The sequence below is a fragment of the Geobacter sp. DSM 9736 genome (genome assembly GCF_900187405.1).
Lineage (GTDB): Bacteria > Desulfobacterota > Desulfuromonadia > Geobacterales > Geobacteraceae > DSM-9736.
Window position 1 is genome coordinate 3,878,075 of sequence record NZ_LT896716.1, and the last position, 14,015, is coordinate 3,892,089.

At 54.9% G+C, this 14,015-nt stretch carries 15 protein-coding genes and 1 riboswitch; of the genes, 8 read left to right on the plus strand and 7 right to left on the minus strand.

Going from position 1 to position 14,015, the window contains the following annotated elements:
- Positions 1 to 32: 32 nt before the first annotated feature.
- Complete coding sequence (gene mutM, locus CFB04_RS17395) at positions 33 to 845, minus strand: bifunctional DNA-formamidopyrimidine glycosylase/DNA-(apurinic or apyrimidinic site) lyase (RefSeq protein ID WP_088536579.1); 813 nt, start codon at positions 843 to 845, stop codon at positions 33 to 35.
- Between the two features lie 325 nt (positions 846 to 1,170).
- On the opposite strand from mutM, the gene glyQ reads away from it, so the two are divergent.
- From glyQ to CFB04_RS17430, 7 genes are all read left to right on the plus strand, one after another.
- Positions 1,171 to 2,049, plus strand: coding sequence for a glycine--tRNA ligase subunit alpha (gene glyQ, locus CFB04_RS17400; protein WP_088536580.1), 879 nt, complete (start codon positions 1,171 to 1,173; stop codon positions 2,047 to 2,049).
- Between the two features lies 1 nt (position 2,050).
- Positions 2,051 to 4,114, plus strand: a complete 2,064-nt coding sequence (gene glyS / locus CFB04_RS17405; RefSeq protein ID WP_088536581.1) for a glycine--tRNA ligase subunit beta — start codon at positions 2,051 to 2,053, stop codon at positions 4,112 to 4,114.
- A gap of 149 nt (positions 4,115 to 4,263) precedes the next feature.
- Entirely contained in the window at positions 4,264 to 6,921 is a 2,658-nt protein-coding gene (gene ppdK, locus CFB04_RS17410) for a pyruvate, phosphate dikinase (RefSeq protein ID WP_088536582.1), read from the plus strand.
- A gap of 162 nt (positions 6,922 to 7,083) precedes the next feature.
- Positions 7,084 to 7,284, plus strand: coding sequence for a cold-shock protein (locus tag CFB04_RS17415; RefSeq protein ID WP_088536902.1), 201 nt, complete (start codon positions 7,084 to 7,086; stop codon positions 7,282 to 7,284).
- Positions 7,285 to 7,347: 63 nt separating this feature from the next.
- A complete protein-coding gene (locus CFB04_RS17420; protein WP_088536583.1) occupies positions 7,348 to 7,572 on the plus strand; it encodes a tol-pal system YbgF family protein in 225 nt (74 codons plus the stop codon).
- Positions 7,573 to 7,581: 9 nt separating this feature from the next.
- Positions 7,582 to 8,463: a radical SAM protein gene (locus CFB04_RS17425; protein ID WP_088536584.1), complete on the plus strand. Its 882-nt coding sequence runs from the start codon at positions 7,582 to 7,584 to the stop codon at positions 8,461 to 8,463.
- 108 nt (positions 8,464 to 8,571) lie between these two features.
- On the plus strand, positions 8,572 to 9,177 hold the full coding sequence (locus CFB04_RS17430; protein ID WP_088536585.1) for a MarC family protein: 606 nt from the start codon (positions 8,572 to 8,574) through the stop codon (positions 9,175 to 9,177).
- Positions 9,178 to 9,245: 68 nt separating this feature from the next.
- Here the strand turns inward: CFB04_RS17430 and CFB04_RS17435 are convergent, their stop codons facing one another.
- Positions 9,246 to 9,899 carry a fumarylacetoacetate hydrolase family protein gene (locus tag CFB04_RS17435; RefSeq protein WP_172825533.1) on the minus strand — a complete coding sequence of 218 codons (654 nt, stop codon included), beginning with the start codon at positions 9,897 to 9,899 and terminating at the stop codon, positions 9,246 to 9,248.
- 97 nt (positions 9,900 to 9,996) lie between these two features.
- On the opposite strand from CFB04_RS17435, the gene CFB04_RS17440 reads away from it, so the two are divergent.
- Entirely contained in the window at positions 9,997 to 10,551 is a 555-nt protein-coding gene (locus tag CFB04_RS17440; RefSeq protein WP_088536903.1) for a DUF1003 domain-containing protein, read from the plus strand.
- Between the two features lie 9 nt (positions 10,552 to 10,560).
- Here the strand turns inward: CFB04_RS17440 and CFB04_RS17445 are convergent, their stop codons facing one another.
- From CFB04_RS17445 to CFB04_RS17465, 5 genes are all read right to left on the minus strand, one after another.
- Complete coding sequence (locus CFB04_RS17445) at positions 10,561 to 11,490, minus strand: TIGR01212 family radical SAM protein (RefSeq protein WP_088536587.1); 930 nt, start codon at positions 11,488 to 11,490, stop codon at positions 10,561 to 10,563.
- Between the two features lie 14 nt (positions 11,491 to 11,504).
- Positions 11,505 to 12,146 carry a thiamine phosphate synthase gene (gene thiE, locus CFB04_RS17450; protein ID WP_088536588.1) on the minus strand — a complete coding sequence of 214 codons (642 nt, stop codon included), beginning with the start codon at positions 12,144 to 12,146 and terminating at the stop codon, positions 11,505 to 11,507.
- Positions 12,146 to 12,922, minus strand: coding sequence for a thiazole synthase (locus CFB04_RS17455; RefSeq protein WP_088536589.1), 777 nt, complete (start codon positions 12,920 to 12,922; stop codon positions 12,146 to 12,148). Before CFB04_RS17455 ends, thiE begins: the two co-directional genes overlap by 1 nt.
- On the minus strand, positions 12,915 to 13,160 hold the full coding sequence (gene thiS / locus CFB04_RS17460) for a sulfur carrier protein ThiS (RefSeq protein WP_088536590.1): 246 nt from the start codon (positions 13,158 to 13,160) through the stop codon (positions 12,915 to 12,917). The genes CFB04_RS17455 and thiS overlap by 8 nt, the downstream gene beginning before the upstream one ends.
- Before the next feature lie 50 nt (positions 13,161 to 13,210).
- A riboswitch (TPP riboswitch) is annotated at positions 13,211 to 13,347 on the minus strand.
- 111 nt (positions 13,348 to 13,458) lie between these two features.
- A complete protein-coding gene (locus CFB04_RS17465) occupies positions 13,459 to 14,007 on the minus strand; it encodes a menaquinol oxidoreductase (RefSeq protein WP_088536591.1) in 549 nt (182 codons plus the stop codon).
- Between the last annotated feature and the right edge of the window lie 8 nt (positions 14,008 to 14,015).

Here is a 14,015-nt window from a genome sequence, read left to right on the forward strand (position 1 = left end):
GAGGGAACCTGCGGGCATATAGCTCTCCTTCACTATTTCTGACACACCTCACAGTAGAAGGTTGATCGCTCCCCTTGTCGGATGCGTTTAATGGAGGTACCGCAGCGCCGGCATGGCTGACCGCTTCTCCCATAGACGTTGAACGATACAGCCACTGCCGGATCTACTTCATCGCCTGCCCCTGCAGAAAGCGCCTGCTCTTCTGTGGTCAGGGCCTGCTGCAGTGTTTCACGAATCGACGCTACGATTACGCGGCATTCTGCCTCCGTAAGTCTGCCCGACGCCCGGGTGGGGGCGATCCGTGCCAGAAACAGCGCTTCGCTCGCATACATGTTGCCGATTCCTGAAACGTTATGGCTGTCCATGAGGAACGGTTTTATCGCAATGCTTCGGCCACGGGTCATCCGGTGAAGGGAATGTCCGTCGAACCCATCGCCCAGAGGCTCCGGTCCCAGTTGCGCTAGCAGCGGATGATGCATCGGGTCATCCTGCGTCCAGGCCACCCGACCGAAGTGACGTGTGTCATGGAAACGAAGGATGGTCTCATCCTCCATCAGGATGTCGAAATGGTCGTTGGTGCGGGGGGGAGCTACCGGGGAACGAAGCAGCAGACTGCCGGATATCCCGAGGTGGAAAATGACCGTTCCACTGCTGCATCGCATGAGCAGGTATTTCCCCCGCCGGTCTACTGAAATCACTCTTTGGCCGGGAAGCCGTTCCTGAAGGTCTCGCGGCGACAGACGGCGAAGTCCGGGGCTGTATATTTCCACGCTTTTGACTGTTTTCCCTGCTATCGCCACTTCTACTCTGTGACGGATTGTCTCGACTTCAGGCAGTTCCGGCATTCCTGCTCCATGGTTGCATTTTATCTTCAACTATAGCCTAGACGGCAGCATCGTCAAATCTGCAGCGGCCTTGCGTGGGTCTTCGACCTCCGTTCAAAAATGGTGGCCGTAGGTGCGGAGTCTGGATGTTCTGGTATAATGAGCTATCGCTAATGCAGGGTCTGGCGATAGCACGCAGGGGCCCTTTGGAGAGGTCACTTATAATCCTTGACACATTAAACCATTCACGGTAATGTTGTCGGCCTAACTATCCGGATACAATGAAATATTTTCAGCTTCCTGAAAATTTTTTTGCTGTGAATCAATATTATGGAGGAGGTTCCCCGTGACGTTCCAGGACCTGATCCTCTCCTTGCAAGGTTATTGGGCAAGACAGGGGTGCGTGATACAGCAGCCGTACGATATGGAGAAGGGCGCAGGGACATTCAATCCGGCAACCTTTCTGCGTGTTCTGGGGCCGGAGCCGTGGAATGTAGCGTACGTAGAGCCTTCGCGGCGGCCGACCGACGGACGTTACGGCGAGAACCCCAACCGCTTGCAGCACTACTACCAGTTCCAGGTCATCATGAAGCCGAATCCGATCAACATCCTGGACCTCTACCTGGACTCTCTGAGAGCTTTCGGGATCGACCCGAACCAGCACGATATCCGTTTCGTCGAGGATGATTGGGAGTCACCGACGCTGGGGGCGTGGGGGCTCGGGTGGGAAGTATGGCTCGACGGGATGGAGATCACCCAGTTCACATACTTCCAGCAGGCGGGAGGTATAGATCTGAAGCCGGTGTCGGGGGAAATCACCTACGGCTGCGAACGAATCGCCATGTATCTGCAGGGAGTAGACAATGTATATGACCTTGAATGGGTGAAGGGGGTCAAGTACGGGGATATTCATCACATTACCGAAGTGGAATTCTCGCGGTACAACTTCGAAGAGGCAAATGTGCCGCTCCTTCTGGAATCCTTCACCAACTACGAAAAGGAATGCATTCGCCTCGTGGAAAAGGATCTCGTTTTCCCCGCCTATGATTTCGTCATGAAGTGCTCCCACACCTTCAATCTCCTTGATGCCCGGGGCGCAATCTCCGTCACGGAACGGGCATCATACATCGGCAGGGTACGTAATGTGGCGCGTCTCTGCGCCGAAGCCTACGTACGCCAGCGGGAACGGCTAGGCTACCCGATGCTGAAAGGAGGGGGCAGGTAAGATGACGAAAGAACTTTTTCTAGAGGTAGGGACTGAAGAAATTCCGGCGGGCTTTCTTCCTAAAGCGATGGCAGACATGGAGTCGCTTGTCCGGAGAGAACTCGAAAACGCTCATATATCATTCACCGGCATCAACAATCTTGCCACTCCCCGGCGTCTCGCCATGTGCGTCACAGGGCTACCGGCAGTGCAGCCGGATACAGAAACAACAGCCATGGGGCCGGCGAAGAACATAGCTTTCGATTCTTCAGGAACTCCTACCAAGGCAGCCGAAGGTTTCGCCAGGGGACAAGGAGTTGCAGTTGCCGACCTTCAGGTGGTTTCTACGGACAAAGGGGAGTATATAGCCGCTGTGAGGAAAGAGAGCGGGCGTCCTGTCGCAGAGCTCCTCGGCGATATCCTGCCGCGTCTCGTCTCCTCGATTCCTTTCAAGAAATCCATGCGGTGGGGCGATCAGGAAGTCCGTTTCGCCCGTCCGATTCATTGGATCGTCGCTCTTTTTGACGGGATCGTCGTGCCTTTCTCGTTCGGCAGTGTCCAGAGCGGGAACGTTTCCCGAGGGCACCGGTTCATGGCCAATCAGCCATTTCCGGTTCGTGACTTTGCTCATTACCTGGAGGAGTGCGAGCGTCATTTCGTCATTCCAGAGCCTGAGCGCCGCAAGGAGATCATTCGCAGGGAGATCCACAGGCTCGCAAAGAGCGCCGGGGGACACCTTCTTCCCGATGAAGGGCTCCTCGAAGAGGTGAGCTACCTATGCGAATATCCCAGTGCCGTCCATGGGACCTTTTCCGCGGAATTTCTGAAAGTGCCTAAGGAGGTTCTCATAACCTCCATGCGGAGCCATCAGCGGTACTTCTCCCTTGTCGATGATAGCGGTAAACTCCTCCCGGGGTTCATCACCATCAACAATACCCTTACCGAAGATCCTTCCGTTGTTGTAAGAGGCAACGAGCGGGTTCTCCGCGCACGGCTTTCGGATGCACGCTTCTTTTTTGAAGAAGACCAGAAGGTAAGGCTCGAGGATCGTGTAGAATCTCTTAAAAATGTCGTCTATCAAGCGAAGCTGGGAACGTCGTTTGAAAAGATGGAGCGGTTTCGGGCTCTCGCGGAAGGGCTTGCGGGGCAACTTAGGCCGGAGCTTAAGGACAAGGTGTCCCGAGCCGCTTTTCTCTGCAAGGCCGATCTCGTTTCCGGAATGGTTGGAGAATTTCCGGAGGTCCAGGGGATCATGGGCAGGGAGTATGCGCTTCTCCAAGGTGAAGACCGTCAGGTTGCCGCGGCCATCGCCGAACACTATCTACCGACTCAGGCAGGGGGAGAGCTCCCGGCAAGTGATCTCGGTGCACTCGTTTCGATTGCGGACAAACTAGACACCATCTGTGGCTGCTTCGGTGTCGGCCTCATTCCCACCGGTTCCGCCGACCCGTACGCGCTGCGCCGGTCTGCCCTCGGGATCATCAATATCATTCTCGACCGGAAGTATCCTTTGTCGCTGGCCGGGTTGATAAATTCCGCTCTGGAGAAACTGGAGAAGAAGCTCACAAGGGGAAGGGAGGACGTGTTCAGGGATGTTCGACAGTTCTTCGAGGACCGCTTCGTGAATCTCCTCAGTGGCCAGAACTCTGCTGATGCCGTCGATGCCGCCGTCGCTGCGGGTTGCGACGACCTTGTTGACTGTGCCGCCCGGATTGAGGCTCTTTCCGGCTTCAGAAGCAGGGAAGATTTCGAGCCGCTGGCCGTTGCCTTCAAACGGGTCTGCAACATCGTGAAAGAACCTGTCTCTGTACCTGTGAACGAAGACCTTTTTCAGGACGAGGCCGAGCGGAACCTGCTTGCATCCTTCAAGGCCGCAGAAGCTGCGGTGGCGCAAGCGGTGGGGCAGCGGGATTACCTGGCCGCTCTCACCGAAATAGCGACCCTGAAAGGGGCGGTCGATCAGTTCTTCGAACAGGTCATGGTCATGGCCGAGGACGAACAGGTTCGAACGAACCGGTTGGCCCTCCTCCAGGAGATAAAGGGCCTCTTCAGAGACATCGCAGACTTTGCGAAACTAGCCGCTTAGCCGAAAGGCAAGCGGCTTTTTTATTCTTTTATTCCCGCTTAATTTGCATTGATTGCGGCTAAATTATTTTTAATTCAGCTGAAGCTTTTTTGAACATCAATAAAATACGGTTGCGACGTCCGCGACCGGGATCAACAAGGAGGAGTGCAATGGCAGCGAAGTATGTCTATTTCTTCGGCGCAGGTCAGGCCGAAGGACGCGCGGAGATGAAAAATCTCCTCGGCGGCAAGGGGGCCAATCTGGCTGAGATGACGAGCATAAACCTACCCGTTCCCCCCGGTTTTACCATCACGACGGAGGTGTGCACGGAGTTCTACAAGAACAGCAGGAACTATCCGGCGGGGCTCAAAGATGAAGTGCAGGCCAACCTGCGCAGGGTGGAAGAGCTGATGGGTAAGAAGTTCGGTGACCCCCAGAACCCGCTTCTCGTTTCCGTCCGCTCGGGGGCCCGTGCATCCATGCCCGGGATGATGGATACGATTCTTAATCTTGGGCTCAACGACACGACGGTGCAGGGCATAATCGCCCAGAGCAGGGACGAACGTTTCGCGTATGATGCCTACCGCCGCTTCGTGCAGATGTACTCAGACGTCGTAATGGGGATGAACAAGGATCTCCTTGAGCACATTCTTGAGCGGAAGAAGGAGGAGCGGGGTGTTAAACTGGATACCGACCTCACGGCCGCGGACTGGAAGGATCTGGTAGCAAAATTCAAGTCGAAGGTAAAGGAGACGGTCGGTGAGGAATTTCCCGAGGACCCGCAGGCACAGCTCTGGGGTGCCATCGGAGCTGTCTTCGGGTCGTGGATGAATCCCCGTGCCATTACCTACCGCCGCCTCAACAACATACCGGCTGAATGGGGTACCGCGGTTAACGTTCAATCCATGGTCTTCGGCAACATGGGCGATGACTGCGCCACCGGCGTCGCCTTCACCCGAGACCCCTCCACCGGGGAAAACTACTTCTACGGCGAATATCTGGTGAACGCCCAGGGGGAGGATGTCGTCGCCGGAATCCGGACTCCTCAGCCCATCAACAAGGTGAACGGCGAGAGCGAACTGCCTTCCATGGAAGAGGTGATGCCTGAGTGTTATCAGCAACTTGTTGGTATACGGGGCATTCTGGAGAAGCACTATAAGGATATGCAGGATATAGAGTTCACCATAGAAAAAGGTAAGCTCTACATGCTCCAGACGAGGAATGGCAAACGAACCGCCAAGGCGGCCATCAAAATCGCAGTAGATATGGTAAAGGAGGGACTGATAGACGAGAAGACCGGCGTGCTCAGGGTATCCCCCTCACAACTGGACCAGCTGCTTCATCCATCTCTTGACCCGAAGGCGAAGAAGACCGTTCTATGCAAGGGGCTTCCCGCTTCTCCCGGTGCGGTTTCAGGTGAAGTTGTCTTTACCGCAGACGAGGCCGAAGCCGAGGCCAAGATAGGGAAAAAAGTCATTCTGGTGCGTGTGGAGACTTCTCCTGAAGATATTCACGGAATGCATGCAGCGCAAGGTATTCTTACCTCCCGAGGAGGAATGACGTCCCATGCGGCAGTCGTTGCCCGAGGGATGGGGAAATGCTGCGTTGCAGGGTGCGGCGGCATAAACGTTGATTACGGCACCGAGCAGTTCCTGAGTGGGAATGTGACGGTGAAGAAGGGGGACATAATTACACTCGACGGTTCGACCGGAGAGGTAATGCTCGGCGCAGTGCCCACAGTGCCCCCCCAGCTCACGGGGGACTTCGGCATTCTCATGGAGTGGGTGGACAGGTACCGGAGGCTTAAAGTACGCACCAATGCCGATACACCCCATGACTCAAAAGTTGCACGGGAGTTCGGCGCCGAAGGGATCGGCCTGTGCCGTACAGAACATATGTTCTTCGAGGCGGACCGTATTGCCGCAGTCCGGGAGATGATCCTCGCGGAGGACCTTGAAGGGCGGGAAAGAGCTCTCGCGAAAATAATCCCAATGCAGAAAGGGGATTTCATCGGCATTTTCAGGGAGATGAAGGGGCTGCCGGTTACTATCCGTCTCCTCGACCCACCGCTGCACGAATTCCTTCCCCAGGAGGAGAAGGATATCGAAGCCTTGGCCAAAAGCATGAAGGTTTCTCCCCAAGCCCTGCGAAACAAGATCGAGTTTCTCCACGAGTTCAACCCGATGCTTGGTCACCGCGGCTGCCGGCTCGGTCTCACCTATCCGGAAATCTACGATATGCAGGTCAGAGCGATTATGGAGGCGGCCTGCGAACTAACGAAAAATGAGGGCTACTCCATCGTCCCGGAGATAATGATTCCACTGGTTGCAGTGGTGGAGGAGCTGAAGCGGTTGCGGGAGAATGCAATCCGTGTGTGCGAGGAGGTAATGGCTGGCTACGGGGTGAAAATCGACTACCTTATCGGTACAATGATCGAACTTCCCAGGGCAGCCCTCACGGCAGACGAGATCGCCCGGGAAGCTGATTTCTTCTCCTTCGGCACAAACGACCTGACCCAGACGACCTTCGGCCTGTCCAGGGACGATGCGGGGAAATTCCTCCCATTCTACGTGGAGAGCAACCTTCTACCGGAAGATCCCTTCGTCTCACTCGATCAGGCCGGGGTGGGCCAGCTTGTGAAGATCGCGTGCGAGAAGGGACGAACCACGCGCAACGGCATAAAACTGGGCATCTGCGGAGAGCATGGCGGAGACCCTTCTTCGGTCATCTTCTGTCACGATATAGGGCTGGACTATGTTTCATGCTCTCCCTTCAGGGTTCCCATTGCCCGTCTGGCGGCTGCCCATGCCGTGCTTATCGCCAAGTAACGCAGTAGCAGAAGAGAAATTGGGGGAAGCCGGCAAGGCTTCCCCTTAAGTTTTTTTAAATATACAGTTGACATAAAGCAGCCAATGATGTTAATAGGGGACGTAACCGGCGGGCTTGCAAGCTCCCACATCGAACAGCAGCTATACAGGAGGAAGCAGCAGATGGCAGATGGCGTGGTCAAATGGTTCAATGACAGCAAGGGGTTCGGGTTCATCGAGCAGGAGAACGGCGAAGACGTGTTCGTTCACTTCTCTTCTATCCAGGGGGATGGGTTTAAGACCCTTGCCGAGGGACAGGCGGTGACCTTCGATGTGGTGCAGGGAGCAAAAGGTCCGCAGGCTGCTAACGTAGTCAAGCGCTGAACTTCAGATGTCCAAGACCAGAAGCCCCGGCATGCCTGGGGTTTTTTTATTCCTGGAGGAGTTATGAATAAATATGTGTCGATCCTGCTGGTGGTGCTTCCGCTCCTGATTTCGGCCTGCAGTGGTGAAAAGGGAAAGGACCTCTACGAAACCGCTCAGTTCGAGGAGAAGCAGAACAACAAGCCACACGCGATACAGCTCTATGAGGAACTGGTTGCCAAATATCCGGACACGGAACTGGCCAAGAAGGCGCAGGAGCGCCTGTCCGTCCTGAAACAGGACCGATAGCCGCGTAGCATGCCACGATACGTAGAACCGCTCTTCCGTCCGCCTAGCGAAGCGCGGAGTCTGATCTTTCAGATCACACTGGGATGTTCCCGCAACCGCTGTACCTTCTGCGGCATGTACAAGGGAAAACTCTTTCGGTTGAAGCCGCTCGAGGAGGTGCTTTCTGAGATAGCGGCAGTCCCGGCCGGGTATCGGACATCCGTGGAGCGGGTCTTTCTTGCGGACGGTGATGCCCTAGTTTATCCTTTTGCAGGACTAGTCGCCATTCTGGACTGCCTGGGTGACACCTTCCCCCGGCTGACGCGCGTGGGCGCCTACGCTTCTCCCGCGGCCCTGGAGGAAAAATCGGCTGCGGAGCTACAGAATCTCCGGGAAAAGAAGCTGCGGATTCTTTATCTAGGCCTGGAGTCGGGGGATGATGATACATTGGCATCGATCGACAAGGGAGCCACCAGCGAGGGGATTGCTGAACAGGCGCTCAAGGCCAGGGGAGCAGGAATCAAGATTTCGGTTACGGCTATACTCGGCTTGGCCGGACGAGAGGGAAGCCTGCGCCATGCCCGTGCGACAGCGGAATGGGTTAATCGGGTAAACCCCGAGTATTTCTCGCTCCTTACACTGTTCTACCGACATAATAATGATTTCATTCGCACCCTCCGGCAATGTTCCCGGGGGGAGCTCCTGCGCGAGGCGCGTGAGTTGGTCAGTGTCCTGAATCCATCACGCACGATCCTCCGTTCCAACCATGTCTCCAATTTCCTCAACCTTGCAGGCAGCTATCCGAAAGACCGCGAACGGCTGATAGCAGATGTTGATTCAGCCATCGAGCGGGCGAAGCTCTTTCCAGGTTATCTCGATGAGGTTCCTTCCTATATCGAAGAGTATTATTGACGCTCCAGCAGGTGCCGCTAGCACATGGAGCGGTCTCTTGACTTCAGCCTTCCGGGTGAAAAAATTTACTGAAGGCGAAATTTTTTACGCGGTAAGGACGGAGCAGGCATGACATTTACAGCGGCAGTGATTCTTTTCATTCTTGTCATGGATCCTTTGGGTGGCATTCCCTTTTTCATTGCCGCGCTACGGAAGGTTCCCCTGGAACGTAAGAAGAAGGTAATCGCTCGTGAAATGCTGATCGCTCTTACCTTCCTCATACTTTTCATGTTTCTCGGGCCGAAAATTCTTAAGCTCCTCAGTATTTCGGGACCCTCTCTCACCATTGCGGGAGGGATCATCCTGCTCCTGATCGCGATAAAGATGATATTTCCGGGGCATCAGGACTGCGGATTTGAGACCCTCGTGCAGGACGAGCCGCTAATTGTTCCCCTCGCCATTCCGTATGTTTCAGGCCCTTCCGCGCTGGCTACGGTGATGCTCGTCGTGAGCAGGGAGCCGCAGAGGTGGCCGGAGTGGCTGTTGGCGCTAGTTGTAGCCTGGCTCATAACCGGGATAATCCTGATGATGTGTGTGGAATTGGAGAATATTCTGGGAGAAAGGGGGGTAGTCGCCATAGAGCGGCTGATGGGGATGATCCTGACAGCCATAGCCGTAGAAATGACTTTGACGGGCGTGCACTCCTATCTCACCCTTCTGGCGGAGGTCGGATGAGGCCGTATGCACGATCAGCCGCAGTTTATGTGTCCTGATCGCGCATAGCTCGAAATAAAGAGGCTCTGTTACCCTACCGTTACCGTGAGAGTAGCGACTCCAGGAATGTCGGCTGTGAGGCTGTCTCCGGAAACTATTTGACTGACCCCTGAGGGGGTTCCGGTGAGTATCACATCTCCCGGCTCCAGGGTGAAAATTCCCGACATGTGGCTAATGATGGCCGGGATGCTGTGTATCATCATGGATGTATTTCCGTCTTGACGAATTTCACCATTAACTGAAAGTACGATCCGCAGGTTTTGAGGGTCCGGCACCCGTTCCGCCGGTGTGAATCGGGAGAGGGGACAAGCGGTATCGAATCCTTTTGCAATTTCCCATGGAAGCCCCTTCTTCTTCAGGTCAGCCTGGACGTCCCGCAAAGTCAGGTCTATCGCCACACCATATCCCGCTACATGCTCAAGCGCCTTTTCAATGGGTATGTTCTTTCCCCCTGTCCCGATGAGAAGTGCCAGCTCTGCTTCATGATGACAGTCACGCGAGTATTCCGGGATCACTATGGTTTCCCCTTCGCCGATGACGGAGCTGGCAGGTTTTATGAAAATTACCGGTGCCTCGGGAGTCTCATTTCCTAGTTCCCTGATGTGCTCGGCATAGTTGCGGCCGATGCATATGATCTTGCCGATGGCGTATCCGTCGCTATCCATGATTTGAGCAGTCCTCAAGATTTCCTCCTGTGAAATGTCCAGCCGAAGCGTGGTTCTGGAGCTTCATGCGCTTCTCGCCGCATTCGCTATACTTGCATCATACGGGGGTGTTGCTATGGCTGCCAATCTTGATGATCGGAGCGATCGTTCCTCGGAAACGGGCGGAATGGCCGCCGTCGTAGATCGTAACATCGCAGCACTCCTCACGAGACGTCAGTCGGAGGAGAAGGCGAAGGGGCTGCAGGAGCGGCTTGCCGACGCAATTACCCGCTTTACCGGCAGTATGCTTTTCGTCTACATCCACATCGTAATTTTTGGCTTATGGATACTGATTAATGCAGGGTTTATACGGGTAATCCCCAGATTCGATCCATCACTAGTCATTCTTGCCATGGCGGCATCGGTGGAGGCCATTTTTCTGTCCACCTTCGTTCTCATCAGTCAGAACCGGATGCAGGCACTCGCGGATCGGCGAGCGGAGCTTGAGCTTCACATAAACCTTCTTGCCGAGCACGAGGTGACGCGTCTTATTACTCTTGTGACGGCAATTGCCGAGCGCATGGGAATAGAAGAGTCGTTAAATCCGGAGCTTGAAGAGCTCGCTCAGGATGTGGCTCCGGAGAAGGTTCTCGACAGGATGAGCGAGGTCGAAAAGGAACTCGTCGATTAAGTCCCCGGATTATACCTGGCATCCCTGCCACGTGCCACGGCGTTTGAGTTCATTAACCACCGAGTACCACATCTGGTTATTCTTCAAATCCCAGGTTGGCGCAACCCGTATTGAGAGTGGTGCTGACCCGTAAAGCCGCTGTATCGCTATGCGCGAAGGGATTCGCTCGAGGAAATCGCATGCGGCTGCCACGTATTCCGAATGGGCGAGTGGAATGAATTTTCCTTGGAAATAAAGATCTGCCAGGCGCGTTCCCCTAACTGCGTGCAACTGGTGAAGCTTGACGGAGTCGATGGGCAGCGAACGGATCAGTCCGGCGACCTGGAGGATGCTATCCCGTTTTTCTCCGGGAAATCCATGGATGAGATGGGTGCAGATGTCTATGCCTCTGCCGGATATGCGATCCACTGCTTCAAGGTATTCTGCAAGGTTGTGTCCGCGGTTGATGCTTTGCAGTACATGGTCATCCATTGACTGGAGCCCAAGTTCGACACAAACATAATGGGTCTTGGCGAATTCCTGAAGAAGGTCGATGGCTTCGTCTGAAAGCGAGTCGGGGCGGGTTCCAATCGAAATGCCGACCACTTCGGTATGTGCAAGGGCGCGGCCATAGAGCTCGCGAAGCAGTGCGACGGGAGCATAGGTATTGGTGTGCTTCTGAAAATAGATTATGAATTTTTCGCTGCCGAGCCTTTGCCGATGGTAAGCCATCCCTTCGGCCATCTGCACTTCTAGGGGAATCTCCGGTGTAGTTCTCCCGGGAGAGAACGATGCGTTGTCGCAGTAGATGCAACCTCCGGTGCCGCGACTGCCATCCCGGTTGGGGCAGGTGAAGCCGGCATCGACATTGACTTTGCTGATTCTGCACCGGAATTTCCTGCGCAGCCAGCTGCCGTACGAATTGAACCGCAGGTCGCGGTGTATGAGCGATAGATCCATGTAAGCGTGATCTTTTAAACGGCGCCGTTGAGACGGGCGATGAGGCTTTCAGCGGCTTGCTGCGGCCTGTCGGCGGCCAGAACCGCAGAAATGAGTGATATGCCGTGGGTTCCTGCGGCCATTACCTGATGTGCATTGTCGAGAGTCACCCCGCCCAGGCCAAAAACGGGTATAGTTAGCGATTCCGTTACCTGCTTAAGCTTGGAGAGGCCAAGAGGCTCTCCATACTGCGCTTTCGACGGGGTGTAGAAGACTGGGCCGTAGGTGATGAAATCTGCGCCCTTGTCCTGTGCGTTCATTGCACTTATCTGATTGTGGCAGGAGACACCGATCATCTTGTTTTTTCCAACCAGGTGGCGTGCCTTGTACAGCGGGATGCTATCGCCTCCGAGATGTATGCCGTCGGCATCAACGGCAAGCGCGATGTCGATGCGATCGTTTATAAAGAGAAGCGCTCCGTATTGAGCAGTCAGCTTTCGCATTTCGGTTGCCAGTTCAAAGAGCTCACGGCTTACGAGGTCCTTCTCTCGCAGCTGGACGGCCTTAATGCCACCGCTCAGTGCCTGCTCCACGCGGTCTAGCAGATTGCCCCTTGCCTGGTGCCGGTCGGTAATTAGATACAGTCTGAAATCGACCGGTAACCGTGGGCGGGGCATCAGACAAGGCCTTCAATGGGACTCGAGGCCGTCGCATACAGTTTTTTCGGAATACGCCCCGCGAGGTACGCAAGCCTTCCGGCCCGGACAGCGAGATTCATGGCGGTGGCCATGGAGACGGGGTCTTTGGCGCCTGCTATTCCCGTATTCATCAGGACCCCGTGGCATCCCAATTCCATGGCGATAGCGGCATCGGAGGCGGTGCCGACTCCCGCGTCCACTATCACGGGGACTTTCACGGTATCAAGAATGATGCGGATGTTGTACGGATTCCTGATACCGAGACCGCTCCCGATTGGAGCGCCAAGGGGCATTACTGCGGCACATCCTATATCCTCCAGCTTCTTGCATATTATCGGGTCGTCGCTGGTATAGGGGAGAACAGTGAAACCTTCCTTCACGAGGATCTTTGCAGCCTTTAGCAGTTCCTCATTGTCCGGAAAGAGCGTTTGTTCATCCCCGAGAACTTCGAGTTTCACGAATTCGGAAAGTCCGGCTTCCCTGGCGAGCCGGCAAGTGCGGATCGCATCTTCTGCGGTATAACAGCCGGCGGTGTTAGGAAGCAGTGTGTACTTGGATACATCGAGATGGTCCAGAAGGGACTCCTTGCTGCGGTCGGAAATGTTGACTCGGCGCACAGCAACCGTAATGACCTCAGCTCCTGATGCCTCAATTGCATCCACCATCTGCTTGAAGTCCGCGTATTTCCCGGTACCCACCATGAGCCGTGACGTGAACTCTCGGCCCCCGATTACAAGTTTATCTTCATTAGGCATCAGTAGCTCCTCTTGTTGTGTCTGCAGTGTTTATGCAAGATGCTCCGCCCCCTACGAAATGTACGATTTCAATGCGATCCCCGGATTTAAGACGCGTCTTTTCATATTCCATCTTGGGTAGGATTTCCAGGTTCAACTCAATTGCGATCCGGCGCGGATCTATGTCCAGCTCCTGCAGCAGTTCCAGTACCGTTGCCCCTTTCGTCTCCTGCAATTCGCCATTAACTGTAATCTGCATTACTGTTCCTTGTCGCCGAAAAAGAAATAGCCGCGGATGCGGCCATTATCGGTCTCAGCAAGCCGCTTCCCTACGCCGGCATTACCCGGATCAGGTACAAAGGGTTGTCCAGCGTTTCTGCAGACGGTTGCGTGATCAACCTGCAGAAACCATGGGACTCTCAGTCGAAACTCCCCCAGCGATTCTATTTAGTTGAGAATATGGGATTTTGCGGTGCTAAACTAGCAACAATGACAGCTGGCTGTCAAGCTCTTTTCCTCAGGACCGAGGCCGCGTGAGGGGGCGGATCCTACGGTGCTCATTCCTCTGCTTCATGCTTTTTTTTCAGCGTTCGGTGAAGTTCCTGGAGAGCTTCCTGCTCCTTTTTTATATCCTCGGTGCAGCGGGTCCAGCTGTGGTAACTTTCGAGGCTGAGAATGGTAAGGCCGGCTGCGAAAACTGCCCAGAAATTGGCTTCCATGGCGCCTGCAAAATGGTAGAAGAAAAAGAACCCGGCAAGATAGCCAACGTGGGCAATCCCGCTGCTGCTGGCAGAGCCGCTCGCCATTCGGGAGAGAATGAGAATAATTGCGGAAAAACTGTAGAGCATCAACGCGGCACTTATCATGTTTGAGGAAGGGGGGCGGCCAAGCAGCGCTCGGAACTGAGGCGAGAAAGAGGGTAGAAAATCGAAATCACGGACCGCTCCTATGCTCAGGGTGATGAAGAGCGCAAGCGAAAACAGGCCCCGGCTCGCTTTTGACTTAAGGCGGCGGATATTTTCAAGCGCTTCGACCTGCCTTTGTTGAAGTGCAGACAGGCCGTCGCTTCCTTTATCCCCCGAGGGGTGTGCGGTTTGGTTCTGCATCAGTCGGT

Coding starts and splice junctions, on each gene's coding strand:
- mutM (WP_088536579.1), bottom strand. CDS start 845: ATGCCGGAACTGCCTGAAGTCGAGACAATCCGTCACAGAGTAGAAGTG.
- glyS (WP_088536581.1), top strand. CDS start 2,051: ATGACGAAAGAACTTTTTCTAGAGGTAGGGACTGAAGAAATTCCGGCG.
- ppdK (WP_088536582.1), top strand. CDS start 4,264: ATGGCAGCGAAGTATGTCTATTTCTTCGGCGCAGGTCAGGCCGAAGGA.
- CFB04_RS17415 (WP_088536902.1), top strand. CDS start 7,084: ATGGCAGATGGCGTGGTCAAATGGTTCAATGACAGCAAGGGGTTCGGG.
- CFB04_RS17420 (WP_088536583.1), top strand. CDS start 7,348: ATGAATAAATATGTGTCGATCCTGCTGGTGGTGCTTCCGCTCCTGATT.
- CFB04_RS17425 (WP_088536584.1), top strand. CDS start 7,582: ATGCCACGATACGTAGAACCGCTCTTCCGTCCGCCTAGCGAAGCGCGG.
- CFB04_RS17430 (WP_088536585.1), top strand. CDS start 8,572: ATGACATTTACAGCGGCAGTGATTCTTTTCATTCTTGTCATGGATCCT.
- CFB04_RS17440 (WP_088536903.1), top strand. CDS start 9,997: ATGGCTGCCAATCTTGATGATCGGAGCGATCGTTCCTCGGAAACGGGC.
- CFB04_RS17445 (WP_088536587.1), bottom strand. CDS start 11,490: ATGGATCTATCGCTCATACACCGCGACCTGCGGTTCAATTCGTACGGC.
- thiE (WP_088536588.1), bottom strand. CDS start 12,146: ATGCCCCGCCCACGGTTACCGGTCGATTTCAGACTGTATCTAATTACC.
- CFB04_RS17455 (WP_088536589.1), bottom strand. CDS start 12,922: ATGCCTAATGAAGATAAACTTGTAATCGGGGGCCGAGAGTTCACGTCA.
- thiS (WP_088536590.1), bottom strand. CDS start 13,160: ATGCAGATTACAGTTAATGGCGAATTGCAGGAGACGAAAGGGGCAACG.
- CFB04_RS17465 (WP_088536591.1), bottom strand. CDS start 14,007: ATGCAGAACCAAACCGCACACCCCTCGGGGGATAAAGGAAGCGACGGC.